Origin of the sequence: Rahnella sp. RcJ3 (genome assembly GCF_009498575.1) — a bacterium.
Lineage (GTDB): Bacteria > Pseudomonadota > Gammaproteobacteria > Enterobacterales > Enterobacteriaceae > Rahnella > Rahnella aceris.
This window is the reverse complement of the sequence record NZ_QSNX01000003.1, coordinates 211,627-236,938: the sequence shown is the minus strand read 5'-3', so window position 1 is coordinate 236,938 and position 25,312 is coordinate 211,627. Positions and strand designations below refer to the sequence as shown.

Genomic DNA, 25,312 nt, shown 5'->3' with positions numbered 1-25,312 from the left:
CGTTACGGAGTAAGCAATGTCAGATTCAAACAGTAATAAAACCGATTCAGGCGGTGGGATCAGCCGCCGTGACCTGGTTAAGGGAACCACACTCGCCGGTATAGCAGCCGCAGTTGGCGGCATATCGTTGCCGTTCAAATCAATACGTGCGGAAAAGCTACAGGCCCCGGCCAAATCTACAGATGAGAAAATCGTCTGGAGTGCCTGTACTGTTAACTGCGGCAGCCGCTGTCCGTTGCGAATGCACGTCGTTGATAACGAGATCCGCTATGTCGAGACCGACAATACCGGTAATGACAATTATGAAGGACTGCATCAGGTTCGTGCCTGTCTGCGCGGGCGCTCAATGCGTCGTCGTGTTTATAACCCGGACCGTCTGAAGTATCCGATGAAACGCGTGGGCAAACGTGGTGAAGGGAAATTCAAGCCTATCAGCTGGGACGAAGCCTTTGACACCCTGGCGGGCAGCCTTAAAGACATTATTCATCGCTATGGCAATGAAGCGATTTATCTGAATTACGGCACAGGTACGCTGGGTGGCACGATGACGCGTTCATGGCCGCCAGGCAAGACACTGATCGCTCGTCTGATGAACTGCTGCGGTGGTTATCTGAATCATTATGGCGACTACAGTTCAGCGCAAATTGCAGCGGGTCTTAATTATACCTATGGCGGCTGGGCGGACGGCAACAGCCCGTCTGATATCGAAAACAGCAAACTGGTGGTGCTGTTCGGCAATAACCCGGGTGAAACCCGTATGAGCGGTGGCGGGGTGACATATTACCTCGAACAGGCTCGCCAGCGTTCGAACGCCCGTATGATCATTGTGGATCCGCGCTATACCGATACCGGTGCCGGACGCGAAGACGAATGGGTGCCGATCCGTCCGGGTACTGATGGCGCGCTGGCAGCGGCGCTGGCGCACGTCATGATCACTGAAAATCTGGTTGATCAGCCATTCCTCGATAAGTATTGCGTCGGGTATGACGAAAAGACCTTACCGGCGGGTGTGCCTGAGAATGCGCATTACAAGGCTTATATTCTCGGCAAAGGGCCAGACGGTGTAGCGAAAACGCCTGAATGGGCGGCAAAAATCACGGGCATCTCCGTGGATAAAATCGTCAAGCTGGGACGTGAAATCGGACAGGCAAAACCAGCATTTATCACGCAGGGTTGGGGCCCGCAGCGTCACGCTAACGGAGAAATTGCAACCCGTGCAATTGCGATGCTGGCGATCCTTACTGGCAACGTGGGCGTTAACGGTGGCAATTCCGGTGCCCGCGAAGGTTCCTACGAGATCCCGTTTGTACGTATGCCGACGCTGGAAAATCCGGTTCAGACCAGTATTTCTATGTTCCTGTGGACGGATGCGATTGTGCGTGGCCCGCAGATGACCGCCATGAAAGATGGCGTGCGCGGCAAGGATAAACTTGATGTGCCCATTAAGTTTATCTGGAACTACGCTGGTAACTGTTTGATCAATCAGCATTCAGATATTAACCGCACCCATGACATTCTGCAGGATGACAAACAGTGTGAAATGATTGTGGTGATTGATAACCACATGACCTCGTCAGCAAAATACGCAGATATTATCCTGCCAGACTGCACGGCCTCTGAGCAGATGGATTTCTGTCTCGATGCCTCGTGCGGCAACATGGATTATGTGATTTTTGCCGATCAGGCGATTACGCCACGTTTCCAGTGCAAGAACATCTATGAAATGACCAGCGAGCTTTCCCGCCGCATGGGGGTAGAGCAGCAGTTCACCGAAGGCCGTACGCAGGAAGAATGGTTGCGTCATCTGTATCAGCAGTCACGTGAAGCGCTGCCAGAACTGCCAGATTTCGAGACCTTCCGCAAACAGGGCATATTCAAAAAACGTGACCCCGACCAGCATCATGTGGCTTACAAAGCATTCCGTGAAAATCCTGCGGCCAATCCGCTGAGTACGCCGTCCGGTAAAATCGAAATTTACTCTGCTGAACTGGCCAAGATTGCGGCTGAATGGGAACTCTCTAAAGAGGACGTTATTGATCCATTACCGGTGTATGCCGCCGGTTTCGAAAACTATGACGACCCGCTGGCCAGTAAATATCCGTTACAGATGACGGGTTTCCACTACAAAGCGCGTACCCACTCCACTTACGGCAATGTTGATGTACTGAAAGCAGCCTGTCGCCAGGAAATGTGGATCAATCCGATGGATGCCGCACAGCGTGGTATCACCAACGGCGACATGATCCGCATCTTTAACGATCGCGGGGAAGTGCATATAGCCGCCAAAGTGACACCGCGCATGATGCCGGGCGTTGTCGCACTTGGCGAAGGTGCCTGGTATTCCCCTGACAGCAAAAAAATCGACCGTGCGGGCAGCATTAATGTACTGACTTCTCAAAGACCTTCACCGCTGGCGAAAGGTAACCCCTCTCATACCAACCTTGTGCAAGTGGCTAAGGTTTAACGGAGTAAATCATGACAACTCAATATGGTTTTTATATTGACTCAAGCCGCTGCACAGGGTGCAAAACCTGTGAACTGGCATGCAAGGACTTCAAAAATTTAACCCCGGACGTGAGTTTCCGCCGTATCTATGAATATGCTGGCGGCGACTGGCAAAAAGACGGAGATGGCTGGCATCAGAATGTCTTCGCCTATTATTTGTCAATTTCCTGTAACCATTGTGCGGATCCCGCCTGCACCAAGGTCTGTCCGAGTGGCGCGATGCATAAGCGTGAAGACGGTTTTGTGGTCGTAAACGAAGATATCTGTATTGGCTGTCGTTATTGCCATATGGCGTGTCCGTATGGCGCGCCGCAATACAATGAAGCCAAAGGTCACATGACCAAATGTGACGGATGCTACGAACGCATTGCTGAAGGTAAAAAACCGATTTGTGTTGAATCCTGCCCGCTGCGTGCGTTGGATATGGCGCCAATCGAAGAACTGCGTGCGAAATACGGTGAACTGGCTGAAGTGGCACCGTTGCCGGCTTCACATTTCACTCACCCAAATATCGTCATTAAACCCAATGCGAATTGCCGTCCTGTAGGCGATACCACGGGTTATCTGGCTAACCCGAAGGAGGTTTGAGATGGGAAACGGATGGCATGAATGGCCTTTGATGGTCTTTACGGTTCTGGGGCAATGTGTCGTTGGCGCATTTATTGTGCTTGCCATTGCGTTGCTGACTCAGCGCAGTAGGGAAGAATACCGCCAGATCCATCTCTCGATGTTCTTTTTGTGGGTGTTGATGGCGATCGCTTTCATCGCCTCGGTTCTGCATCTGGGGTCACCGCTGCGGGCATTCAATTCGCTTAACCGGCTGGGCGCGTCGCCGCTGAGCAACGAAATTGGCAGCGGCTCGCTCTTCTTTGCGCTGGGCGGGATTTACTGGCTGCTGGCGATGATCAACAAGATGCCACGCGTGCTCGCTAAAATCTGGTTAATCGTGACCATGCTGGCAGGTGTTGGATTCGTCTTCGCGATGTGTCGTGTGTATGCAATCAATACTGTGCCAACCTGGGACAATGCGTATACCGCGTTTCATTTTGGCCTGACGGTACTGATTGGCGGACCGGTTCTGGGCTACCTGCTGCTGCGTGGTGCTAATATTAATGGTTGTGCGCTACGTCTGCTGCCGGTCATCAGCTTTGTGTCACTGGTCGTGAGTATGGCTGTTGTTGTTATGCAAAGCGCCAGTCTGGCAGGCATCAGCAGTTCCGTTCAGGCTGCGTCAGCGCTTATCCCACAATACGGTGTGTTGTCGGTGTGGCGGCTGGTGCTGGTTGTTCTTGGACTGGGCTGCTGGTTCTGTCCGCTTATACTGCGTAAACGACCTGCACTGGCCTCAATGATACTGGCCTTTGTGCTGGTGTTTGCCGGAGAACTGATTGGTCGGGCGATTTTCTACGGTCTGCATATGACAGTGGGAATGGCAGTGGGCGGCTAATTTCAGGTAGTCAGGTTTATCAGGAGGCACGTCGCCAGTAAGGATGTGCCTCTGCAAAATGAGTTAATTATGTCAGCAGAATCAATTAGTTTAACCGGTAAAGTATTAGGCGCGATGCTGTTTTATCCGCCGAGCTCTCCTGAAGTTAGCATCTTAATTACGTTACTTGAAAGCAGCGTCTGGACCGAGTCATGGCCATGTGCGAGTGACGAGGCTAAAACTCAGGCGGGAGAAACATTCAGCCAGATTACGGCCGCGTCTGAAAGTCTGGATGACGCGTATCAGCGTCTTTTTATCGGCCCTTATTCGTTACCCGCGCCACCTTGGGGCTCGGTGTATCTGGACAAAGAATCAGTGCTGTTTGGCGATTCAACGCTGGCATTGCGCCAGTGGATGCGTGAAAACGGTATTGAACCCCATCTGGAGCAGGCAGAGCCGGAAGATCACATCGGTTTGCTGCTGATGATGTCTGCATGGTTAGCCGAGAATTCACCTTCTTTGCTGGATGAATTTCTGACAGAGCATTTATTGCCGTGGGCCGGACGCTATTTCGAATTACTCCGTCAGAAAGCAGAACACCCGTTTTATCTCGGAGTGGCCGTACTGGCAGAATCCACACTACAGGGCTGGAAACAACAACGTAGTCTGGAAGCGCCCGTCGTGGATCTGTATTTCTGATGAGCGATTCCCGCGACGCCAGATACTATCGTGCCTGGATGAGCAGCAGAACGGTCAGCCGCCGTGGGTTATTCCGCGGCTTGCTGTCACCGGGCAAACAGGCAATTGAACAGGCGGCACAGCCTTCTGCGAACTTGCTGGCGCGCGTGATTGCCCGTCCGCCTCAGGCCATTGCCGAACCGGTGTTTCAGCAACAATGTGATGGATGCGGACGTTGCGCACAGGCGTGCCCGGTCGGCATTATAAGCATCCAGGGAGGAAAGGCTTCGCTGGCTATCGATTATGCTGAATGTGACTTTTGCGGTGCTTGTACGCAGGCTTGCGAAAGAGAGGCGCTGGATCAGTGTGTGCCAATGGATACTGGTTTGCGTCCGGTTATTTTGTCCCAGTGTCTGGGACGGTTGGATGACTTGTGCCGAATGTGCGAAATTGCCTGTCCGCGCACGGCAATATTTTTTAATCAACAGAATCAACCTTCTGTTGATGACGCAAAATGTAATGGCTGCGGGAAATGCAAACTTGTTTGTTATCATGGTGATATTAACCTGTCTTTAAAGTGTCATTCATCTTAATCATTAAGCTTGATTAGTGTTTTCAATCATTCTTCTCCACTTTGTGCTCAGGTCAATTTTTGCCAGATTGACTTTTAAACCGCCGGTGGCATGATGCGCGCAATTTCTTCCTCTTTGTGGTCATCACCGCCCTATGTCCGCCTATTCCCGTCCTGTTTCTCTGCTCCTGTGCGGACTTCTGTTGTTGACGATTTCTATCGCCGTTTTAAACACATTGGTCCCTTTGTGGCTCAGTCATGAGCAACTTCCAACCTGGCAGGTCGGACTCGTCAGTTCGTCTTATTTTACCGGTAATCTGCTGGGTACTTTGCTTGCGGGCGGACTGATTAAACGTGTTGGTTTTAACCGCAGTTACTACCTTTCCTGCATCCTGTTTGCTGTCGCGACCGCAGGTCTGGCACTTTCAATAAGTTTCTGGAGTTGGGTGACGGCGCGATTCGTTGCAGGCATCGGCTGCGCATTGATCTGGGTGGTGGTGGAAAGTGCGTTGCTACGCAGCGGAACCGTCAGAAACCGCGGCCAGTTACTGGCAGCGTATATGATCATGTATTACATCGGCACGGTGGTTGGGCAGCTTCTGGTGGGTACGGTGCCGACGGCAATTTTAAGTGTACTGCCGTGGGTGACAGCGCTGATTGTCATTGCAATGCTGCCATTGTTATTAACGCATATTGAGAACCAGGAAAGCGGGCAGCCGCGTCATGCGGTAATGCCGATGTTCAGACGCCGTAATGCACGGCTGGGGATTAACGGCTGTATTATTTCCGGCATCGTTCTGGGATCTTTATACGGCCTGATGCCTTTGTTCCTGACGCATCAGGGAATGAGCGATGCAGATGTAGGTTACTGGATGGCATTGCTGGTCAGCGCCGGGATTATCGGGCAATGGCCGGTAGGGCGTTTGGCTGACCGTTATGGCCGTCTGATGGTTCTGCGCATTCAGATCTTCGCCGTTATCCTTGGCTGCATTGCGATGCTCAGTGGTTATGCGATGGCTCCGACGCTGTTCATTCTGGGTTGTGCTGGTTTCACGCTGTATCCGGTCGCCATGTCCTGGGCTTGCGAAAAAGTCAACGCAGAGGAACTGGTGGCGATGAACCAGGCATTACTGATGAGTTACACCATCGGCAGCCTCGCCGGGCCGACAATGACCGCGATGCTAATGCAGAGTTATTCCGATCGTCTGTTGTTCGTGATGATTGCAGTGGTCTCGCTGGTGTATCTGGTGATGCTGATGCGCAAAGCGGATCATACGCATAATCCTGTAGCGACTGCCTAATCCTTTTCATAATTAAAGCTGCAATCCCAATGATTTTGGGTATGTTCTGAGCCATAAAGCAAAAAAGACGCCATTTGGCGTCTTTTTTATGAACATCTCAGGCTGTTAATAAATAACTTTATGCCCGTAACTGGCAAGAATATTTTTCACTCTTTCCATGATCTCTTTGGTGGGCGGATTTACGCCATCCAGACCGTATTTCTCACCCATTGCCGTCCATTTATGTTTGCCCAACTCATGGTATGGCAGCAGTTCGATCTTCTCGATGTTAGTCATATCTTTGGTGAACTCACCCAGCTTATGCGCGGAGTCATCATCATCAGACCAGCCCGGCACCACGACATAACGGATCCAGGTGCGCTGATTACGTTTTGCCAGATAGCGGGCAAAGTCCAGAGTGCGGTGGTTGGACACGCCCACCAGATTCTGGTGAATGTCATCATTCATCTGCTTGAGATCAAGCATGACCAGATCAGAGACATCCAATAATTCGTCGATCACCGGATCATAACGGCGGACAAAACCGTTGGTATCCAGGCAAGTGTTGATCCCTTCTTTCTGGCAGGCGCGGAACCAGTCACGCACAAACTCTGCCTGAAGAATGGCTTCGCCACCAGAGGCTGTTACACCACCGCCGGAAGCATTCATGAAGTGACGATACGTCACGACTTCTTTCATTAAATCATCAACATTGATCTCTTTTCCGCCATGTGTATCCCAGGTATCGCGGTTGTGGCAATACATGCAACGCATCAGGCAACCCTGGAAGAAAACAATGAAACGGATACCTGGGCCGTCAACGGTGCCACAGGATTCATATGAGTGGATGCGACCTTGAACTGACATTGCGGGTTATTCTCCATAGTGACCAATAAATAGCAGTCTACATGTGCGGATGCTGGCCTGGCAGAGATAAACTGGAAACCACAGGTTTATGATACCAGACAATCAATAAGGTTGATTGTCAGCAATGGCGGTACTGCTTTGCCAGAAGTCCACAACGTATAGCGCTCTGGCAAAACAGACTGTCGTACAGACAGTGCGGGCAGGGAGGGATGAAACAAAGGCTCCACATTGTGGAGCCTTTTTTATCAGACCAGATTACAAGGTTGAATTATTACAGGGACTTGGTGAAAGTACGGGTAATAACGTCTTGTTGCTGTTCTTTAGTCAGTGAGTTGAAACGCACTGCGTAGCCAGAAACACGAATGGTCAGCTGAGGATAGTTTTCAGGATGTTCCATCGCATCTAACAGCATTTCACGGTTCATGACGTTCACGTTCAGGTGTTGACCACCTTCGATGGACGCTTCGTGGTGGAAGTAACCATCCATCAGACCCGCAAGGTTGGCTTTACGCACATCATCGTCTTTACCCAGCGCATTTGGCACGATAGAGAAGGTATAAGAAATACCATCTTTCGCGTAAGCAAACGGCAGTTTAGCAACGGAGGTCAGAGAGGCAACCGCACCTTTCTGGTCACGACCGTGCATTGGGTTAGCACCCGGGCCAAACGGAGCACCAGCACGACGACCATCTGGAGTGTTACCTGTTTTCTTACCATAAACCACGTTAGAGGTGATGGTCAGAACAGACTGAGTTGCTACAGCGCCACGGTAGGTACGCAGTTTCTGAATTTTCTTCATGAAACGTTCTACCAGGTCACAAGCGATGTCATCTACGCGAGAATCGTTGTTACCGAACTGTGGATATTCGCCTTCAATTTTGAAGTCTACAGCCAGGCCGTCTTCGTCACGGATGGTGCTAACTTTTGCATATTTGATAGCAGAGAGGGAGTCAGCAGCAACTGACAAACCTGCGATACCACATGCCATGGTGCGATAAACATCGCGGTCATGCAGAGCCATCAGCGATGCTTCGTAGCTGTATTTGTCATGCATGTAGTGAATGATGTTCAGCGCAGTCACGTACTGTTTAGCCAACCAGTCCATGAAGTGATCCATGCGATCCATGACTTTATCAAAGGTCAGCACTTCATCCATCATTGGTGCTTCTTTAGGACCAACCTGGATTTTCATTTTTTCATCAACGCCGCCGTTGATTGCGTACAACATGGTTTTCGCCAGGTTTGCACGAGCGCCGAAGAACTGCATTTGTTTACCCACAACCATTGGGCTCACACAACAAGCGATAGCATAGTCATCGTTGTTGAAATCAGGACGCATCAGATCATCGTTCTCATACTGTACAGATGAGGTATCGATAGACACTTTCGCTGCGTACTTTTTGAAGTTCATTGGCAGCTTTTCTGACCACAGAATGGTCATATTTGGCTCTGGTGAAGGTCCCATGGTGTACAGGGTATTCAGGAAGCGGAAGCTGTTTTTGGTAACCAGAGTACGACCATCAACACCCATACCTGCCAGGGATTCTGTCGCCCAGATTGGGTCACCGGAGAACAATTCATCATATTCAGGGGTACGCAGGAAACGCACCATACGCAGTTTCATAACCAGGTGGTCAATCAGTTCCTGAGCTTGTTCTTCGTTCAGTTTGCCTGCTTTGATATCACGTTCGATGTACACGTCAAGGAAAGTAGAGACGCGGCCAAAGGACATCGCAGCACCGTTCTGAGATTTAACGGCAGCCAGATAACCGAAGTAAGTCCACTGAACAGCTTCTTGTGCAGTTGTTGCAGGACCAGAGATATCGCAGCCATATTTAGCAGCCATTTCTTTAATCTGACCCAGAGCACGGTGTTGTTCTGAGATTTCTTCACGCAACTGGATGGTCATTTCCAGGTTTACGCCATTTTCCAGGTCGTCTTGCAGAGACTGGAATTGGGCGTATTTGTCGGCCATCAGGAAGTCGATACCATACAGCGCGACGCGACGGTAGTCACCGATGATACGGCCACGACCATAGGCATCTGGCAGACCGGTCAGCACACCAGATTTGCGGCAGTTCAGGATGTCTTTAGTGTAAACATCGAAAACACCCTGGTTGTGGGTTTTGCGGTAATCAGTGAAGACTTTTTTCAGTGCCGGATCCAGTTCACGACCGTAAACTTTACATGAACCTTCCACCATTTTGATGCCGCCGAAAGGGATCAGGGCACGTTTCAATGGCGCGTCAGTTTGCAGACCAACGATGGTTTCCAATGATTTGTTGATGTAGCCGGCATCGTGAGAGGTGATGGTAGAGGCAACGTCGGTATCGAAATCTACTGGAGCCTTAGTACGGTTCTCCAGTTTGATACCATCCATTACTTTATCCCACAGGGTGGTTGTCGCTTGGGTAGCGCCAGCCAGGAAGGACTCATCACCTTCATACGGTGTGTAGTTCTTCTGAATGAAATCACGGACGTTTACGCCATTCTGCCATTCACCAGCACTAAAACCCTGCCATGCGTTGGTCAATTTTTCATTGAGCTTGGACATTTTGCACCTACCTTCTAATTTGGATTTCTTTAAAAATCACGTGTAAAACTGTCGTAACAAGACTGCCACATTGTTTCAGTGGTGTTTCTCATCGCGAAGATATATGACCCAGTACGTTAACCCTACCAGCAAACCACCCCCAATGATGTTACCGATGGTCACAGGGATGAGATTGTCTATGATAAAGTTAGGGATATTCAGCTCTGCGAATTGTGCCGGTGTTGCCCCGACAGCCTGCCAGAATTCTGGTGTCGCAAAATTTTTCACTACGATGCCTAAAGGGATCATGAACATGTTAGCAATGCTGTGTTCAAAGCCGCTGGCGACAAACATGCCGACCGGTAAAATCATAGCGAACATTTTATCCATCAGACTGCGGCCGGAGTAACTCATCCATACCGCCAGGCAAACCATCAGGTTTGCGAGGATCCCCAGACATACGGCTTCGATAAATGTGTGATGCATTTTATGATCAGCAGTTTGCAGAACGTTCAGTCCCCACAAACCGTTATCAACCATGTATTCACCGGAGAACCAAATCAGAGCCACAAAGAATAAGCAGCCGACCAGGTTACCAATATAGACATTGACCCAGTTGCACGCCAATTGCCCCCAGGTGATTCGACCGCTGGCTTTCGCAATGACGATAAGTACAGTGGACGTGAACAGGTCCGCACCACATACGACAACCAGCATAAGACCCAGAGAGAAGCAGATGCCCCCAACCAGTTTTGCAAGGCCATAAGGGACGGTACCGGTGCCTGTAGTGGCGGTGATATAAAAAGCAAAGGCTATAGAAATAAAGACGCCAGCAGTAATGGCTAAAAAGAATGTTTTTAACGGCTGTTTGGTGGCTTTATAAACGCCAGCATCTTCAGCAATTTTCGCTGTCGCGGCGGGTAAAATGAGATCGAAGGGGTTGTCAGCTTTCACATTAACTCTCTTATTCAGGGCTATGCACTGCGCAACGAGATACTAGCAAAGCAGTATAACGTAAAAATTGACGTGGATCATATGAGGGGGTTTTTGGTGGTTTTTAATGGACTGCTAAAGGGGTGGTTTTATGGGTAATTAATTGAAAATAAACGAATAAAAAGATTTTAATTTTTGCAAATAAAGTTGAGAAAGCAAGAGTTTATTTTCAGATTCCAGTTAATACAAAGGATTCAGTGTTAATAAATATCGTTATTTTGATTTTATAAATTTCACTTTCAATTAACTTATAAAATAAGTGCTATATTTTTCTCGCAAAAACGGCAAGCGGGTATTATTTCGCGCGGAATTACACGTCATTTTGATGGCCGAGTCAAACTTTTGCGGACAAATACAGCAGCAGAAGCTTAGGATTTATAGTGAACTGATAGCGAATTTATAAACAAAAAAACCGACAGGAAATCCCGTCGGTTTTAATCGCTTCAAAGTGTCAGTGAATCAGGCTTTCGACCAGTGACGACGTTTGGCGACTTGCAGCTTTTCGTATGCACCAAGCAGCGCCTGATGGGCTGGCAAGGCTTTCAGCTCGGGGCCGACTGCAAACAGACTGTGGAAACGGACTTCTCCACTGATGGCCGCCGAAGCATCCTCAACTGCTTTCTGACCATACATTTTTACAAAAGCATTGTAGTACTGGGCTGGCTCGCGATCTTCTTCCAGAGACAACTGGAGCAGGGTTTGCAGGCAACGGTAATAGTTGTTGCGCTCATCGCTGTACACCGAGGAATTGAACTCATGCGCCCATTCAGCCCAGGTCAGCGCCTGATCCAAATCACCACCAGCAAGAGCCAGCATAGATTTCAGCTCACCGACACGCAGCGTGTACCAGCCGTTGTCTTTGCCGCTGGCGATCCCCAGCAGTTCGCGAACGCGGGTAAAGTCATCCAGACCTTCATCGTCGAGTTGAGTGATCATCTCAAGATAGGTTTCTTTTGGCAGATCGCTGCCCGGCAACGCCAGCAGTTGATCACGCAAATGCGCGCCCATGCTGTTATTCGCCAGCAATAAATCTTCGGCAGGATAAATGTCAGACATGCCCGGAACGATAATGCGGCAGGCGTATACATCCAGATGTTCGTAATCGGCGATATACACTTCAGCATCTTCTTTATCAAAGATAGCCATCAGTGTCGCAAATTCTTCTTCAGTGGTACCGCTGAAACTCCAGTCTGCAAACGGATAGTCTGCGTCTTGTTTGAACATATCCCATGAAATCAGACCGCTTGAGTCGATGAAATGGGTTTCAAGGTTAGCGTGTTCAGCCACTTCTTCGTCGTCAAAAGTAGGCGCAGTGAATACATCCAGGTCTTTCAGGCTGCGGCCTTGCAACAGTTCCGTCACGGTACGTTCCAGTGCGACGCCAAAATCAGGGTGTGCACCAAAGGACGCGAAACAAGTGCCATTCGCCGGGTTGAACAGAACCACGCAAATGACCGGATAATTGCCGCCCAGCGAGGCGTCATAAGAAAGAATAGGGAAACCTTCTTCTTCCAGTTTGGCAATGGCTTCAACCACTCCAGGATAGCGTGCCAGAACGTCAGAGGGGATTTCAGGCAGACTGATGGATTCTGCAATGATGCGGTTTTTGACATAACGCTCGAAGACTTCTGACAGCCCCTGAACCCGCGCTTCATTGGCGGTGTTACCCGCGGACATCCCGTTGGAAACGTACAAGTTGCCGATGATGTTCATCGGAATATAGACGGTTTGCAGATCGGACTGACGGGTAAATGGCAGAGCGCAGATACCACGATCAGGATTGCCTGATTGCAGGTCGATCAGATCACGGGCAACCAGTTCTTTATCGGCATCATAAAATGCGTGCAGGCGCTCATCCAGGATCCCGGCGGGCAGACTGTCGTCTTCCGGAAGCGGGAACCACTTCTCATTCGGATAATGAACGAAATCACCATTAGCGATTTCTTTGCCCAGATAGAAATCAGCGAAGAAATAGTTAGTCGACAGGCGCTCAAAATATTCACCCAAAGCAGAAGCCAGTGCGGCTTTCTTGCTGGCGCCTTTACCGTTGGTAAAGCACAGCGGGCAGTCGCGATCGCGAATGTGCACTGACCAGACGTGGGGAACCGGATTCAGCCACGAAGCTTCTTCGATATTAAAGCCGAGATCGGTGAGTTTTTGTTGGAAGCGGGAAATGGAGTCTTCCAGCGCCGCGTCTTTACCAGGAATAAAAGTTTGGGTCATTGAGTTCACTTTTGAGCGTGCTAAAAACGTGCAATGATACGGGGTTTTGCACATTAGCTCCATGTATTCGTGTTAAGAATGTAATCGCTGTGTGAAGTCAAAGGCTTGAGTTTGAACACGCTGTTATACCGTGTGAAATTTGACGGTACTTACACATATTATTCCGAAAAATCAGGGTTAAAAGGAGGAATGAACCTTGTGATCAACATCTCATCGCTGTTTATCAGGTCGTCATCAATAACCGTTGCAGACTGCTTGTCTCGGATGATAAAACCGTTAAATTAGTGACTACTATGTGACTGTCTCAGAGAAGTGGTGAGGGGAAATGACTCAGGTTTATAATTTTAGTGCAGGTCCGGCAATGATCCCGGCTGAAGTATTGCGTCGTGCGGAACAGGAACTTTGTAACTGGCACGGACTGGGTACATCGGTGATGGAAATCAGTCACCGTAGTAAGGAATTTATCCAGGTTGCTGAAGAATCCGAAAAGGATATCCGTGACCTGCTCAATATTCCCTCGAACTATAAAGTGCTGTTCTGCCATGGCGGCGCCCGTGCGCAATTTGCCGCTGTGCCAATGAACCTTTTGGGTGAAGAATCCTCCGCTGATTATATTGATGGTGGCTATTGGGCACACAGCGCAGTTAAAGAAGCCCAAAAATATTGCACCCCAAACGTGATTGATGTCACCACTACGATTGATGGTAAGCGTGGCATTCTGCCGATGAGCGAATGGAAACTGAGTGCAGATTCTGCCTACGTTCATTATTGCCCGAATGAAACTATCGATGGTATCGCTATTGATGAAATGCCTGATTTTGGCGACAAAATCGTGGTAGCAGATTATTCATCCTGCATTCTTTCCCGCCCGATTGACGTCAGCCGTTTTGGGGTGATTTATGCTGGCGCGCAGAAAAATATCGGTCCTGCGGGTCTGACCCTGGTTATCGTTCGTGATGATCTGCTGGGCAAAGCGCGCACTGAATTGCCTTCTATCCTCGATTATACCGTGCTGGCTGAGAACGACTCTATGTTCAATACCCCGCCGACCTTTGCATGGTATCTGTCAGGTATGGTATTCAAGTGGCTGAAAGAGCAGGGCGGTCTGCGCGAAATGGAAAAGCGCAATCGTGCAAAAGCCGAACTTTTGTATGGCGCAATCGATCGCACCGGCTTCTATCGTAACCCTGTGGTGGCGGCCAACCGTTCGTGGATGAACGTTCCTTTCCAGATGGCAGATGCCTCGCTGGATAAACTGTTCCTTGATCAGGCACAGGAAGCCGGTCTGCATGCACTAAAAGGCCACCGCGTGGCTGGCGGTATGCGCGCATCTATTTATAATGCAATGCCGATTGAAGGCGTAAAAGCCCTGACCGACTTTATGGCGGAGTTCGAAAAACGTCACGGTTAAGTGTGCTGGCTTTCAGGCTCGCAGAATGCTTCATTGAGAAGCCTTAAAAATGACCCCGGCGCAATGTCCGGGGTCATTTTATGAAAAGAAGAATTGGAGAAAGAGTGGAATCCCTGACATTACAACCCGTTGCGCTGGTTAACGGCAGCATCAATTTACCTGGCTCAAAAAGTGTTTCTAACCGCGCACTTTTACTGGCTGCTTTTGCACAGGGTACTACCCGCCTGACTAACCTGCTCGACAGCGATGATGTGCGTCATATGTTGACAGCACTCACTCAACTGGGTGTCACGCATCGTTTATCTGCATCCCGCACCGAGTGTGAAATCGATGGTCTGGGCGCGGCTTTTTCCAATGCTAAAGGTCTGGAACTGTTTCTTGGGAATGCCGGAACCGCAATGCGTCCGCTGGCGGCAGCATTATGCCTGGGCGAACAGGATGTTGTACTGACCGGAGAGCCGCGCATGAAAGAGCGCCCGATCGGGCATCTGGTTGATGCGCTTCGTCAGGGCGGTGCGCAGATTGATTATCTGGAGCAGGAAAACTATCCGCCTTTGCGCCTGCGTGGTGGATTTAGTGGCGGTGACGTCAGTGTTGATGGCAGTGTTTCCAGCCAGTTTCTGACAGCGTTATTGATGACAGCTCCGCTGGCAGATAACGATACAACCATTCAGATTAAAGGTGATCTGGTTTCCAAACCTTATATCGATATCACGCTGAACCTGATGAAAACCTTTGGTATTGAAGTGGAAAACCACAAGTACCAGAGATTTAGCATCAAAGGACGTCAGCATTATGTGTCTCCGGGGGCATATCTGGTCGAAGGTGATGCCTCTTCAGCATCCTATTTCCTGGCCGCTGCGGCGATCAAGGGCGGTACGGTTCGTGTGACCGGAATCGGCAAAAACAGCATGCAGGGTGATATTCGTTTTGCAGACGTGCTGGAAAAAATGGGTGCTACTATTCACTGGGCTGATGATTATATCGAATGTACCCGCGGTGAACTGAACGGCATTGACATGGACATGAACCATATTCCTGATGCAGCAATGACCATTGCTACCGCTGCCTTGTTTGCTGAAGGCCCGACAACGTTGCGTAATATTTACAACTGGCGTGTTAAAGAGACCGATCGCCTGACGGCGATGGCGACTGAGCTGCGTAAAGTCGGCGCAACAGTGGAAGAGGGCGAAGATTACATTCGTATTGATCCGCCTCAATCGCTGAAATTTGCCGAGATTGGCACCTATAATGATCACCGCATGGCGATGTGTTTCTCGCTGGTGGCGTTATCCGATACGCCGGTGACCATTCTTGATCCGAAGTGTACCGCAAAAACGTTCCCGGACTATTTTGACCGTCTGGCGGCAATCAGCACACTGGCATAGTTTTTCACTTGGTTGCCCGTGTATGAACGGACATCCCTGATGTCCGTTTTTTTGTTTTCAGGCTCAGAACCGTCCGCTTTTTAGCCAACTGAAAAATGTGGGGTAACAGTTGCAGTGAAGGCAGCGTATAATGCCGCTCCTGAATTAGTCCTGTGAGGCTAATGAAGCGGGCATACCCCACCGAAAGGAGACAAAAATGACGGCTTTAGTCCCGGTAATCACCGTTGATGGGCCAAGTGGTGCAGGTAAAGGTACGTTGTGTAAAGCGTTGGCCGAAGCCTTTAACTGGCATCTGTTGGATTCCGGCGCGATTTACCGCGTTTTGGCGCTGGCGGCTTTGCATCACCAGGTTGATATTGTCTCAGAAGAGGCGCTAGTTCCGCTTGCCGCACATCTCGACGTTCGTTTTGTGGCTCAGGATGGGCAGTTGCACGTTATTTTAGAAGGTGAGGATGTTACCCATGAAATCCGCACCGAAACGGTAGGCAATACTGCGTCTCAGGCGGCGGCATTTCCCCGCGTTCGTGAAGCATTATTGCGCCGGCAGCGCGCATTCCGTGATGCACCGGGCCTGATTGCCGATGGTCGTGACATGGGGACGGTGGTTTTCCCTGATGCACCGGTGAAGATATTTCTGGATGCCAGTTCGGAAGAACGTGCAAACAGAAGAATGCTACAGTTGCAGGAAAAAGGCTTTAGTGTTAACTTTGAACGGCTTTTAGCCGAGATCAAAGAGCGCGATGACCGTGATCGTAACAGGCCCGTCGCGCCTCTAGTGGCTGCTTCCGATGCGTTGTTGCTGGATTCAACCAGCATGTCCATCGACGAAGTCATCGAAAAAGCACTGGCTTATGCCACAGAAATTCTAGGATTGCCGCAAAAACAAACCCGGTAATCGAGCCTCACTCTGGTGCTGAAGAATATTCAGTGCCAGTTTTGGCTATAGTTTTTTTTAACCTCGCCGCAAGGATCTGTAGCGGGGCATTTGAAACAACCCCATCCAGCAGGAAGCCAGATGGACGTTAAACTTAAGAACCTAAAGATTATCAACATGACTGAATCTTTTGCTCAACTCTTTGAAGAATCCTTAAAAACAATCGAAACCCGTCCTGGTTCCATCGTTCGTGGTGTTGTTGTGTCTATCGACAAAGATATCGTACTGGTTGACGCCGGTCTGAAATCTGAGTCTGCAATCCCGGCAGAACAATTCAAAAACGCACAGGGCGAACTGGAAATCCAGGTTGGCGACGAAGTTGATGTTGCGCTGGACGCTGTTGAAGACGGCTTCGGTGAAACTCTGCTGTCCCGTGAAAAAGCTAAACGTCATGAAGCTTGGATCACGCTGGAAAAAGCTTACGAAGAATCTGCAACTGTTACCGGTGTTATCAACGGTAAAGTTAAAGGCGGTTTCACTGTTGAGCTGAACGGTATTCGTGCGTTCCTGCCAGGCTCACTGGTAGACGTTCGTCCTGTTCGCGACACGCTGCATCTCGAAGGCAAAGATCTTGAGTTCAAAGTCATCAAACTGGACCAGAAACGCAACAACGTTGTTGTTTCCCGTCGTGCAGTAATTGAGTCTGAGAACAGCGCAGAGCGCGATCAACTGCTGGAAAACCTGCAGGAAGGCATGGAAGTTAAAGGTATCGTTAAGAACCTCACTGACTACGGTGCATTCGTTGATCTGGGCGGTGTTGACGGCCTGCTGCACATCACTGACATGGCTTGGAAACGTGTTAAACACCCAAGCGAAATCGTTAATGTTGGCGATGAAATCACTGTTAAAGTTCTTAAATTTGACCGTGAGCGTACCCGTGTATCACTGGGTCTGAAACAACTGGGCGAAGATCCTTGGGTCGCTATCGCTAAACGTTACCCAGAAGGCACTAAACTGACTGGTCGCGTTACCAACCTGACTGATTACGGCTGCTTCGTAGAAATCGAAGAAGGCGTTGAAGGTCTGGTTCACGTTTCTGAAATGGATTGGACTAACAAAAACATCCACCCATCTAAAGTTGTTAACGTGGGCGATGTTGTTGAAGTTATGGTTCTGGATATCGACGAAGAACGTCGTCGTATCTCCCTGGGCCTGAAACAATGCAAAAACAACCCATGGCAGCAATTCGCAGAAACCCACAACAAGAACGACCGCGTTGAAGGTAAAATCAAGTCAATCACTGACTTCGGTATCTTCATCGGTCTGGACGGCGGCATCGACGGCCTGGTTCACCTGTCTGACATCTCCTGGAACGTTGCAGGCGAAGAAGCAGTACGTGAATACAAAAAAGGCGACGAAATCGCAGCTGTGGTTCTGCAAGTTGATGCAGAACGTGAACGTATCTCCCTGGGCGTGAAGCAACTGGCTGAAGATCCATTCAATAACTACCTGTCTGTTAACAAGAAAGGTACTATTGTTACTGGTAAAGTTACAGCAGTTGACGCCAAAGGTGCTACAGTTGAATTAGCTGGCGGCGTAGAAGGTTACCTGCGCGCTTCAGAAGCTTCTCGCGACCGTATTGAAGACGCAACTCTGGTTCTGAGCGTTGGTGATGAAGTAGAAGCTAAATTCACCGGTGTTGATCGTAAGAACCGCGTAGTAAGCCTGTCCGTCCGTGCTAAGGACGAAGCAGACGAGAAAGATGCAATCGCTGTTGTTAACAACAAACCAGACGAAAGCAACTTCTCTAGTGCTATGGCTGAAGCGTTCAAAGCGGCAAAAGGCGAGTAATGACGGGGGGCGGCTCAGTCGCCCCGAAACGGTAGTTTAGCTGCAAAGCTTGGAGGTACTATGACCAAGTCTGAACTTATTGAAAGACTTGCTGGCCAGCACTCTCATATCCCGGCGAAAGCTGTTGAGGATGCAGTGAAAGAGATGCTTGAGCATATGGCTGCAACCTTGGCTGATGGTGAACGCATCGAAATCCGTGGGTTTGGCAGTTTTTCTCTTCACTACCGTGCTCCGCGTGTTGGGCGCAACCCTAAAACTGGCGATAAAGTCGAGCTGGACGGCAAGTACGTTCCTCACTTTAAGCCAGGGAAAGAGTTGCGTGATCGCGCGAATATTTACGGCTGAGGCTTTCGCCTGAACGTAAATGTCTGCCTATAGCGAACGTAAAGCGGCACCTCTCGGGGTGCCGTTTTTTTTGCTTTATGACGAATAAGTTCCCCCTCTTTCAGTTGCGATCATAAAATTTTTGCGTAACGTCACGCAGCGTTTTGCTTTCCTGGTTGCTCCTTCTTTGCATGAAAATCATACTCCGGCACGAAAACATGTCTGATGAACGTGAAGGGAGTAAAACATCAAAATTTCACTGGACGAGGCTGCTTTAGCGGTTATTGCAGGGATGTTGCCACTGCTTATTTTTTCCCAACTTCCTTCGGCTATTCATCTGGTCACGCTGTGTCTTTGCGCCTCATGCTGCTTCAGATTTCATCACAAAATATTCAGCCTGATAGCGATCGGCCTGCTGAGTTTCAGTTGGGCCTCGTTTCAGGGCGGTATTCAGCTCGATCAGATTTCAGCGCTTCAGGGCACAAAGCGTCATGTTATCGCCGTGGTAGAGAGTATTAATCTCGGGAGCACCAGTACATCTTCTGTACTCTTCAAAATAGAAAAAGCAGAAGGAAAAATAATTTTCCCGCCGGTCATGTTCCGCACTAAATGGGACAAGACAGAGGGAGAACTGTTAGCGGGCCAGCGCTGGGATATGATCGTCAGTATGCGGCCCGTCCACAGCTTGCTGAATGAAGGCGGATTTGATGCCCAGCGTTGGGCGTTGGCTCAGCATGCACCTCTGACAGCAACTGTCCGTAACAGGCAGCTATTAGATGCCAGAAGTTCGCTTCGTCAGCAATTTATTCAGCGGTTGCAGCAGAAGATGCCACCGATGGAAAATACGCCTGTACTGATTGCACTGGCTTTTGGCGAAAAAGGATTTATACAGGCTGCAGATAAGCTACTGTTACAACAGACTGGCATCGCGCATCTGGTGGCGATATCAGGCCTACATATTGGAATTGCGGCGTTATTTGGATGGTGGCTGGCGCGTGGATTGCAGTATCTGCTGCCGGTAAAACTGATTGACTACCGATTTCCGTTATTCGTGAGCGGCGTTTTTCTGCTGTTCTATACCTGGCTTTCCGGAGGTAATGCACCTGCGCTGCGTGCAGCGTTTGCGGTGTTGATGTGGATCCTGCTGCGTCTGTTCCGTGTCCGCTGTCATCCGTGCCAGATATGGCTTTGGGTGGTGGCTATGCTTCTGCTGGTCGACCCTATGAATTTATTGTCCGACAGCTTCTGGTTGTCATGCTTCGCGGTGGGGGCTCTGGTTTTCTGGTTCCAGTGGGTGCCTCTTCCTGCAATGTTTCAGCAGGCATGGTATTGGGCATTGTTTCGCTGGGGGCATCTGCAGGTGGGAATGACACTTCTTCTGTTGCCCTTACAGGTCTGGATTTTCCACGGCATAAACGTTTTCTCGTTTCCGGCCAATATGTGGGCAGTTCCGGTTGTTTCATTGATCACAGTCCCGCTGGTATTACTGGCCTTGTTGACGAACGCCGCGCCCTGCGCATTGATGGATAACGCACAAGCTCTGCTTTGGCAACTGGCGGATGCCACATTGAGATTGGCTTTGTGGGGGGTAAAAGCATTACCGGACGGTTGGATCCCATTGGGTGAGTCATTTCTGGCCGTGAGCCTGATGGGATGGCTGGTGCTTCTGTGCTGGCGGATTTGCCCGTTGAGATATTGCCTTTCACTGTTGCTGTCGCTTTTTGCGATCTCTTCTGTCTGGCTGAACAGAAATCCATCGGAGCGCTGGCGGGTTGATATGCTTGATATCGGACATGGCTTGTCTGTTCTTATCAGCAAAAACGGCCGGGGCATTCTTTATGATACCGGCAACCGTTGGGAAGGGGGCTCAGCCGCTGAACAAAATATTATCCCTTATTTAAATTGGAAGAATATTCAGCTGGAACAGATAATTATCAGTCATAATGACATGGATCACCGGGGCGGTTTGGCCCCGTTACAAAACCGTTATCCTGCCGCCAGCGTTCGTGAAAGTGCTTTGTCGGATCAGCATCATCTGAAATGCATAGCAGGCGAGCAATGGCGCTGGCAGGGGCTGGATTTTAACGTTTTGTGGCCGGATAAAATGTCAGAGGATGCAGGGAATAACGACAGCTGCGTTATCCGCATTGATGACGGTTCATTCAGTTTGCTCCTGACCGGAGATATTGAAACTGAAACAGAAAAAGCGTTAGTCAGGAAGTGGCGGAGCGAACTGCAAGCCACTGTACTTCAGGTTCCTCATCATGGCAGCAATACGTCATCGACACCTCCATTTTTGCGGGCAGTTAAGCCGGTTATCGCACTGGCGTCCGCATCCCGTTTTAATAAATGGCATCTGCCGGCACATAAAGTTGTTAGCAGATACAACAAAGCGCACTATGACTGGCATTCAACGTCTGAATCGGGTCAACTCAGCCTCTTCGTTTTTGATGATTATTGGACAATTAAAGGCTTACGTGAGCAATTAATCCCCCGTTGGTATCACCGCCAGTTTGGAGTATCTACAGATAATGAGTAGAATAGACCGCTATTTCTTTCGATGCTGGTTGATATTGCATGATGAACGATAAAGATCTCTCCACATGGCAGACATTTCGTCGCCTTTGGCCGATGATCACACCTTTTAAAGCCGGGCTGATCGCTGCGGCTATTGCGCTGGTCGCAAACGCTGCCAGTGATACTTTCATGCTGTCTTTGCTGAAGCCTCTGTTGGATGACGGTTTTGGTAAAGCTGACCGCTCGATCCTACTCTGGATGCCTTTGGTCGTTATCGGTCTGATGGTTGTGCGTGGGGTCAGTGGCTACATTTCGAGTTACTGCATTTCATGGGTTTCGGGCAAAGTGGTGATGCATATGCGTCGTCGTCTGTTTGGTCACATGATGAGAATGCCCGTAGCATTCTTTGACCAGCAATCTACCGGTACCTTACTTTCCCGTATCACCTATGATTCCGAGCAGGTGGCGTCTTCATCATCCAGTGCGCTCGTGACCGTCGTACGTGAAGGTGCGTCAATCATTGGTCTGTTTGTCATGATGTTCTATTACAGCTGGCAGCTTTCTGTAATCCTGTTGGTGATTGCGCCGATTGTTTCTGTTGTTATCCGTGTGGTGTCTAAACGCTTCCGTAATATCAGTAAAACAATGCAAAACACTATGGGACAGGTGACGACCAGCGCGGAACAGATGCTCAAAGGTCATAAAGAAGTGTTGATCTTCGGTGGCCAGAAAGTTGAAACCGCGCGTTTTGATAAAGTGAGTAACCGTATGCGCCAGCAAGGTATGCGTATGGTTTCCGCTTCTTCAATTTCAGACCCGATTATTCAGTTGATCGCCTCTCTGGCATTGGCATTCGTGTTGTATGCGGCAAGCTTCCCGTCCGTGATGGAAACGCTCAGCGCGGGTACTATCACCGTTGTGTTCTCTTCTATGATTGCCCTGATGCGTCCGCTGAAGTCCCTGACTAACGTGAACTCCCAGTTCCAGCGCGGTATGGCCGCTTGTCAGACGCTGTTCTCAATCCTGGATATGGAACAGGAAAAAGACGAAGGGAAACTGGAAGTCAAACGCGTTAACGGAAATGTCGAATTCAAAAACGTGACCTTCACTTATCCGGGACGCGATATTCCTGCTTTGCGTGATATTTCCTTCAACCTGCCGGAGGGTAAAACTGTTGCACTGGTTGGCCGCTCAGGTTCCGGTAAATCGACTATCGCGAATTTGCTGACCCGTTTCTATGACATTCAGGAAGGTAATATCCTGATGGATGGTCATGATCTGCGGGAATATACCCTGTCGTCATTACGTGATCAGGTGGCACTCGTTTCTCAGAACGTCCACCTGTTCAATGATACCATTGCCAATAACATCGCTTACGCCCGTACGGATATGTACTCCCGCGAAGAAATCGAAAAAGCGGCGACGATGGCTTACGCGATGGACTTTATCAGCAAAATGGATCAAGGGCTGGATACGGTCATTGGTGAAAATGGCGTTCTGCTCTCTGGTGGCCAGCGTCAGCGTATCGCAATTGCGCGTGCCTTGCTGCGTGACTCGCCGGTTCTGATCCTTGATGAAGCGACATCTGCCCTTGATACTGAATCTGAGCGTGCTATTCAGGCTGCACTCGACGAACTACAGAAAAACCGCACATCCCTGGTGATCGCACACCGTTTATCCACTATTGAAAAGGCCGATGAGATTCTGGTCATTGAAGATGGTTGCGTGGTGGAACGTGGTTCACATACGAGCCTGCTCGAAGAGCGTGGTGTTTACTCACAGCTGTACCGGATGCAGTTTGGCCAATGATTGAGCGCATCTGGTCAGGGAAATCACCGCTATATCTGTTACTCCTGCCTCTTTCATGGTTGTACGGGTTAGTTTCAACTTTGATCCGTTACAGCTATAAAACGGGGCTTAAAAAAAGCTGGCGGGCTTCGGTGCCTGTCGTGGTGGTCGGAAATCTGACTGCCGGAGGTAATGGTAAAACGCCGGTGGTGATCTGGCTGGTTGAAACACTCCAGCAGCATGGTTTTCGTGTTGGAGTCGTTTCGCGCGGTTATGGTGGCAGGGCTGAGCACTATCCCTTATTGCTGACGGAGGCGACGCCCACCACGCAGGCAGGTGATGAGCCAGTGCTAATATTTCAGAGAACCGGGGCACCGGTTGCGGTGTCTCCGGTTCGCTCTGATGCGGTAAAAGCATTACTTGGTGCAAATGAGTTAGACGTTATCATCACGGATGACGGATTACAGCATTATGCACTTCAGCGTGATATCGAAATTGTTGTGATCGACGGAGTCCGCCGTTTTGGTAATGGTCACTGGTTACCTGCAGGACCTATGCGTGAAAGAGAATCTCGTTTGCGTTCAGTGGATGCGGTTATTACCAATGGCGGCACAGTCCGTCCTGGTGAGTTAGCGATGTTCTTGCAACCTGGCAAAGCGATAAATTTGGTCACAGGTGAACAGTGTGATGCTTCTGCATTGAAAAATGTGGTTGCGATTGCCGGCATCGGGCATCCACCGCGTTTCTTTTCCACGTTGAAACAGCTAGGGATAAATGTACAAAAGGAAGTCGCTTTTTCGGATCATCAGGCTTACACCTCCGGACAACTGTCAGCTGTGAAGGCACCAGGACAGGTCCTTCTGATGACTGAAAAGGATGCAGTAAAATGTCGTTCTTTTGCTCAGCCAGACTGGTGGTATTTACCGGTTGACGCCAAAATCGAGGGTGACCAGGCTGAGAAACTGCTCCAAAGAATAGCTGAGCTTATTTTGCAAAAGATGCATTGATACAGCCAAAACAGACCGTTTTCGTGCGTCTGATAAAAATTTACGTAAATCTAAAGTTTCAATCCCCTGATTTTAAAGACTAATATTCACCGTTAATGTTTAACGTCAGAATAATTGCGCAACGTGACTTGCTATTGCTCTGCACTTATGAGTAAATGCTTGCAGCCTGTGTTGCAGCGCTATTTATGTATGAGTGTAGAGTAAAGCAGTTCCTCCCAGACGTTATCTCTTTCCCGATGATTCCGCTTCCAAGACGAACCTTCTAAGTCCTCCCCATAAGTAATTGTCTGAACTATTGGCTAGCATTGCCGAATGGCAGGATTTTATATTTTGTAAAAGGTTTTAAATATGTCGAAGAAAAATGGTCAGGTTAAGTGGTTCAATGAAAGCAAAGGTTTTGGTTTTATTGAGCAGGCTGATGGCGGTAAGGATGTATTCGTACATTTCTCTGCAATCGCAACCGATGGTTTCAAAACTCTGGCCGAAGGCCAGCGTGTAGAATACACCATTCAGGATAGCCCGCGTGGTCCTGCTGCTGCTAACGTTATTGCACTCTGATAAGAGACAAACGTGATGATATGAAACAACGTTAATCGCTAATCATGTCAGCAGAGTAAAACCCGCCGGATGGCGGGTTTTACATACCTGAAAAGGTAAATACGGCGTTTATAAGACGTCATGAAAGTTGTAAAAGTAGTCGTTAAAACTAATTCGCTCATTAGAGGTTTTTTATAAAAAAATAACTTAGCAATGGGCAAACGCATCCGAACAATAATAAAAAAGTGTGTTCATGGATGCCCAAAAGAAAGGATAGAAATTATGATGTTAAAAATGGGTTTAGTTAAATGGTATAATCAGGCTAAAGGCTACGGTTTTATTTGCCCGCTTGATGGTTCTTCTGAAATTTATGTTCAGCGTACTTCCATCGCCAATACAGGGAATAAATCTCTGAGTGCCGGTCAGAAGGTGGAGTTCACCACTTACCGCAGCGTAACACATGGCCCTTCCGCGGCTGATGTTATTGCTTTCTGAGTCCGGTTTTGTTGTTCACCGTTGAGTTGAATTTTACGCTCCGG

The 25,312-nt window shown here is 49.3% G+C and carries 20 protein-coding genes; 16 read left to right on the top strand and 4 right to left on the bottom strand.

Annotation, left to right across the window (positions count from 1 at the left end):
* Positions 1–16: 16 nt before the first annotated feature.
* From dmsA to DXU84_RS05870, 6 genes are all read left to right on the top strand, one after another.
* The gene (gene dmsA, locus DXU84_RS05895; RefSeq protein ID WP_112198016.1) at positions 17–2,464 is read left to right on the top strand and encodes a dimethylsulfoxide reductase subunit A; all 2,448 of its coding nucleotides are present in this window, start codon (positions 17–19) and stop codon (positions 2,462–2,464) included.
* Positions 2,465–2,475: 11 nt separating this feature from the next.
* Positions 2,476–3,093 (top strand): DMSO/selenate family reductase complex B subunit, encoded by a 618-nt coding sequence (locus tag DXU84_RS05890; protein ID WP_013574782.1) that lies wholly within the window; start codon positions 2,476–2,478, stop codon positions 3,091–3,093.
* A gap of 1 nt (position 3,094) precedes the next feature.
* On the top strand, positions 3,095–3,952 hold the full coding sequence (locus DXU84_RS05885) for a dimethyl sulfoxide reductase anchor subunit family protein (RefSeq protein ID WP_013574783.1): 858 nt from the start codon (positions 3,095–3,097) through the stop codon (positions 3,950–3,952).
* Positions 3,953–4,021: 69 nt separating this feature from the next.
* On the top strand, positions 4,022–4,630 hold the full coding sequence (gene dmsD, locus DXU84_RS05880; protein ID WP_013574784.1) for a Tat proofreading chaperone DmsD: 609 nt from the start codon (positions 4,022–4,024) through the stop codon (positions 4,628–4,630).
* The gene (gene napF, locus DXU84_RS05875; protein WP_112151144.1) at positions 4,630–5,202 is read left to right on the top strand and encodes a ferredoxin-type protein NapF; all 573 of its coding nucleotides are present in this window, start codon (positions 4,630–4,632) and stop codon (positions 5,200–5,202) included. Before dmsD ends, napF begins: the two co-directional genes overlap by 1 nt.
* A 133-nt stretch (positions 5,203–5,335) precedes the next feature.
* Positions 5,336–6,481, top strand: coding sequence for an MFS transporter (locus DXU84_RS05870; RefSeq protein WP_013574786.1), 1,146 nt, complete (start codon positions 5,336–5,338; stop codon positions 6,479–6,481).
* A gap of 105 nt (positions 6,482–6,586) precedes the next feature.
* On the opposite strand, the gene pflA is transcribed toward DXU84_RS05870, so the two are convergent.
* The 4 genes from pflA to ycaO all read right to left on the bottom strand — a co-directional run bounded on the left by pflA (position 6,587) and on the right by ycaO (position 13,076).
* On the bottom strand, positions 6,587–7,327 hold the full coding sequence (gene pflA / locus DXU84_RS05865; protein ID WP_015689580.1) for a pyruvate formate lyase 1-activating protein: 741 nt from the start codon (positions 7,325–7,327) through the stop codon (positions 6,587–6,589).
* 271 nt (positions 7,328–7,598) lie between these two features.
* Positions 7,599–9,881, bottom strand: coding sequence for a formate C-acetyltransferase (pflB, locus tag DXU84_RS05860; protein ID WP_013574828.1), 2,283 nt, complete (start codon positions 9,879–9,881; stop codon positions 7,599–7,601).
* Positions 9,882–9,956: 75 nt separating this feature from the next.
* Positions 9,957–10,814: a formate transporter FocA gene (focA, locus tag DXU84_RS05855; protein WP_013574829.1), complete on the bottom strand. Its 858-nt coding sequence runs from the start codon at positions 10,812–10,814 to the stop codon at positions 9,957–9,959.
* A gap of 498 nt (positions 10,815–11,312) precedes the next feature.
* Complete coding sequence (gene ycaO / locus DXU84_RS05850) at positions 11,313–13,076, bottom strand: 30S ribosomal protein S12 methylthiotransferase accessory factor YcaO (protein WP_131638771.1); 1,764 nt, start codon at positions 13,074–13,076, stop codon at positions 11,313–11,315.
* Between the two features lie 325 nt (positions 13,077–13,401).
* Here ycaO and serC point away from each other — a divergent pair, with 325 nt between their 5' ends.
* The 10 genes from serC (at position 13,402) to DXU84_RS05800 (ending at position 25,268) form a co-directional block, all read left to right on the top strand.
* The gene (gene serC / locus DXU84_RS05845; protein WP_153375077.1) at positions 13,402–14,487 is read left to right on the top strand and encodes a 3-phosphoserine/phosphohydroxythreonine transaminase; all 1,086 of its coding nucleotides are present in this window, start codon (positions 13,402–13,404) and stop codon (positions 14,485–14,487) included.
* Between the two features lie 104 nt (positions 14,488–14,591).
* Complete coding sequence (gene aroA, locus DXU84_RS05840; protein WP_217244307.1) at positions 14,592–15,875, top strand: 3-phosphoshikimate 1-carboxyvinyltransferase; 1,284 nt, start codon at positions 14,592–14,594, stop codon at positions 15,873–15,875.
* Positions 15,876–16,071: 196 nt separating this feature from the next.
* Complete coding sequence (cmk, locus tag DXU84_RS05835; RefSeq protein ID WP_153375073.1) at positions 16,072–16,770, top strand: (d)CMP kinase; 699 nt, start codon at positions 16,072–16,074, stop codon at positions 16,768–16,770.
* A gap of 156 nt (positions 16,771–16,926) precedes the next feature.
* Positions 16,927–18,600 (top strand): 30S ribosomal protein S1, encoded by a 1,674-nt coding sequence (rpsA, locus tag DXU84_RS05830; protein WP_015689619.1) that lies wholly within the window; start codon positions 16,927–16,929, stop codon positions 18,598–18,600.
* Positions 18,601–18,660: 60 nt separating this feature from the next.
* Positions 18,661–18,945, top strand: coding sequence for an integration host factor subunit beta (gene ihfB, locus DXU84_RS05825; protein ID WP_013574835.1), 285 nt, complete (start codon positions 18,661–18,663; stop codon positions 18,943–18,945).
* A 238-nt stretch (positions 18,946–19,183) separates the two neighbouring features.
* The gene (locus DXU84_RS05820) at positions 19,184–21,463 is read left to right on the top strand and encodes a ComEC family protein (protein WP_228388951.1); all 2,280 of its coding nucleotides are present in this window, start codon (positions 19,184–19,186) and stop codon (positions 21,461–21,463) included.
* A gap of 38 nt (positions 21,464–21,501) precedes the next feature.
* Positions 21,502–23,250 (top strand): lipid A ABC transporter ATP-binding protein/permease MsbA, encoded by a 1,749-nt coding sequence (gene msbA / locus DXU84_RS05815; protein ID WP_013574837.1) that lies wholly within the window; start codon positions 21,502–21,504, stop codon positions 23,248–23,250.
* Positions 23,247–24,236: a tetraacyldisaccharide 4'-kinase gene (gene lpxK, locus DXU84_RS05810; RefSeq protein ID WP_153375069.1), complete on the top strand. Its 990-nt coding sequence runs from the start codon at positions 23,247–23,249 to the stop codon at positions 24,234–24,236. Before msbA ends, lpxK begins: the two co-directional genes overlap by 4 nt.
* A gap of 348 nt (positions 24,237–24,584) precedes the next feature.
* Entirely contained in the window at positions 24,585–24,794 is a 210-nt protein-coding gene (locus tag DXU84_RS05805; RefSeq protein WP_013574839.1) for a cold shock domain-containing protein, read from the top strand.
* Between the two features lie 261 nt (positions 24,795–25,055).
* Positions 25,056–25,268 carry a cold-shock protein gene (locus DXU84_RS05800; protein WP_013574840.1) on the top strand — a complete coding sequence of 71 codons (213 nt, stop codon included), beginning with the start codon at positions 25,056–25,058 and terminating at the stop codon, positions 25,266–25,268.
* Positions 25,269–25,312 lie beyond the last annotated feature (44 nt).

What these genes read in the sequence shown, in the direction of transcription:
- rpsA (WP_015689619.1), top strand. Translation starts at nt 16,927, where the DNA reads ATGACTGAATCTTTTGCTCAACTCTTTGAAGAATCCTTAAAAACAATC.
- dmsD (WP_013574784.1), top strand. Translation starts at nt 4,022, where the DNA reads ATGTCAGCAGAATCAATTAGTTTAACCGGTAAAGTATTAGGCGCGATG.
- DXU84_RS05890 (WP_013574782.1), top strand. Translation starts at nt 2,476, where the DNA reads ATGACAACTCAATATGGTTTTTATATTGACTCAAGCCGCTGCACAGGG.
- DXU84_RS05870 (WP_013574786.1), top strand. Translation starts at nt 5,336, where the DNA reads ATGTCCGCCTATTCCCGTCCTGTTTCTCTGCTCCTGTGCGGACTTCTG.
- pflB (WP_013574828.1), bottom strand. Translation starts at nt 9,881, where the DNA reads ATGTCCAAGCTCAATGAAAAATTGACCAACGCATGGCAGGGTTTTAGT.
- ycaO (WP_131638771.1), bottom strand. Translation starts at nt 13,076, where the DNA reads ATGACCCAAACTTTTATTCCTGGTAAAGACGCGGCGCTGGAAGACTCC.
- cmk (WP_153375073.1), top strand. Translation starts at nt 16,072, where the DNA reads ATGACGGCTTTAGTCCCGGTAATCACCGTTGATGGGCCAAGTGGTGCA.
- napF (WP_112151144.1), top strand. Translation starts at nt 4,630, where the DNA reads ATGAGCGATTCCCGCGACGCCAGATACTATCGTGCCTGGATGAGCAGC.
- DXU84_RS05885 (WP_013574783.1), top strand. Translation starts at nt 3,095, where the DNA reads ATGGGAAACGGATGGCATGAATGGCCTTTGATGGTCTTTACGGTTCTG.
- DXU84_RS05805 (WP_013574839.1), top strand. Translation starts at nt 24,585, where the DNA reads ATGTCGAAGAAAAATGGTCAGGTTAAGTGGTTCAATGAAAGCAAAGGT.
- pflA (WP_015689580.1), bottom strand. Translation starts at nt 7,327, where the DNA reads ATGTCAGTTCAAGGTCGCATCCACTCATATGAATCCTGTGGCACCGTT.
- DXU84_RS05800 (WP_013574840.1), top strand. Translation starts at nt 25,056, where the DNA reads ATGATGTTAAAAATGGGTTTAGTTAAATGGTATAATCAGGCTAAAGGC.
- serC (WP_153375077.1), top strand. Translation starts at nt 13,402, where the DNA reads ATGACTCAGGTTTATAATTTTAGTGCAGGTCCGGCAATGATCCCGGCT.
- dmsA (WP_112198016.1), top strand. Translation starts at nt 17, where the DNA reads ATGTCAGATTCAAACAGTAATAAAACCGATTCAGGCGGTGGGATCAGC.
- msbA (WP_013574837.1), top strand. Translation starts at nt 21,502, where the DNA reads ATGATGAACGATAAAGATCTCTCCACATGGCAGACATTTCGTCGCCTT.
- lpxK (WP_153375069.1), top strand. Translation starts at nt 23,247, where the DNA reads ATGATTGAGCGCATCTGGTCAGGGAAATCACCGCTATATCTGTTACTC.
- ihfB (WP_013574835.1), top strand. Translation starts at nt 18,661, where the DNA reads ATGACCAAGTCTGAACTTATTGAAAGACTTGCTGGCCAGCACTCTCAT.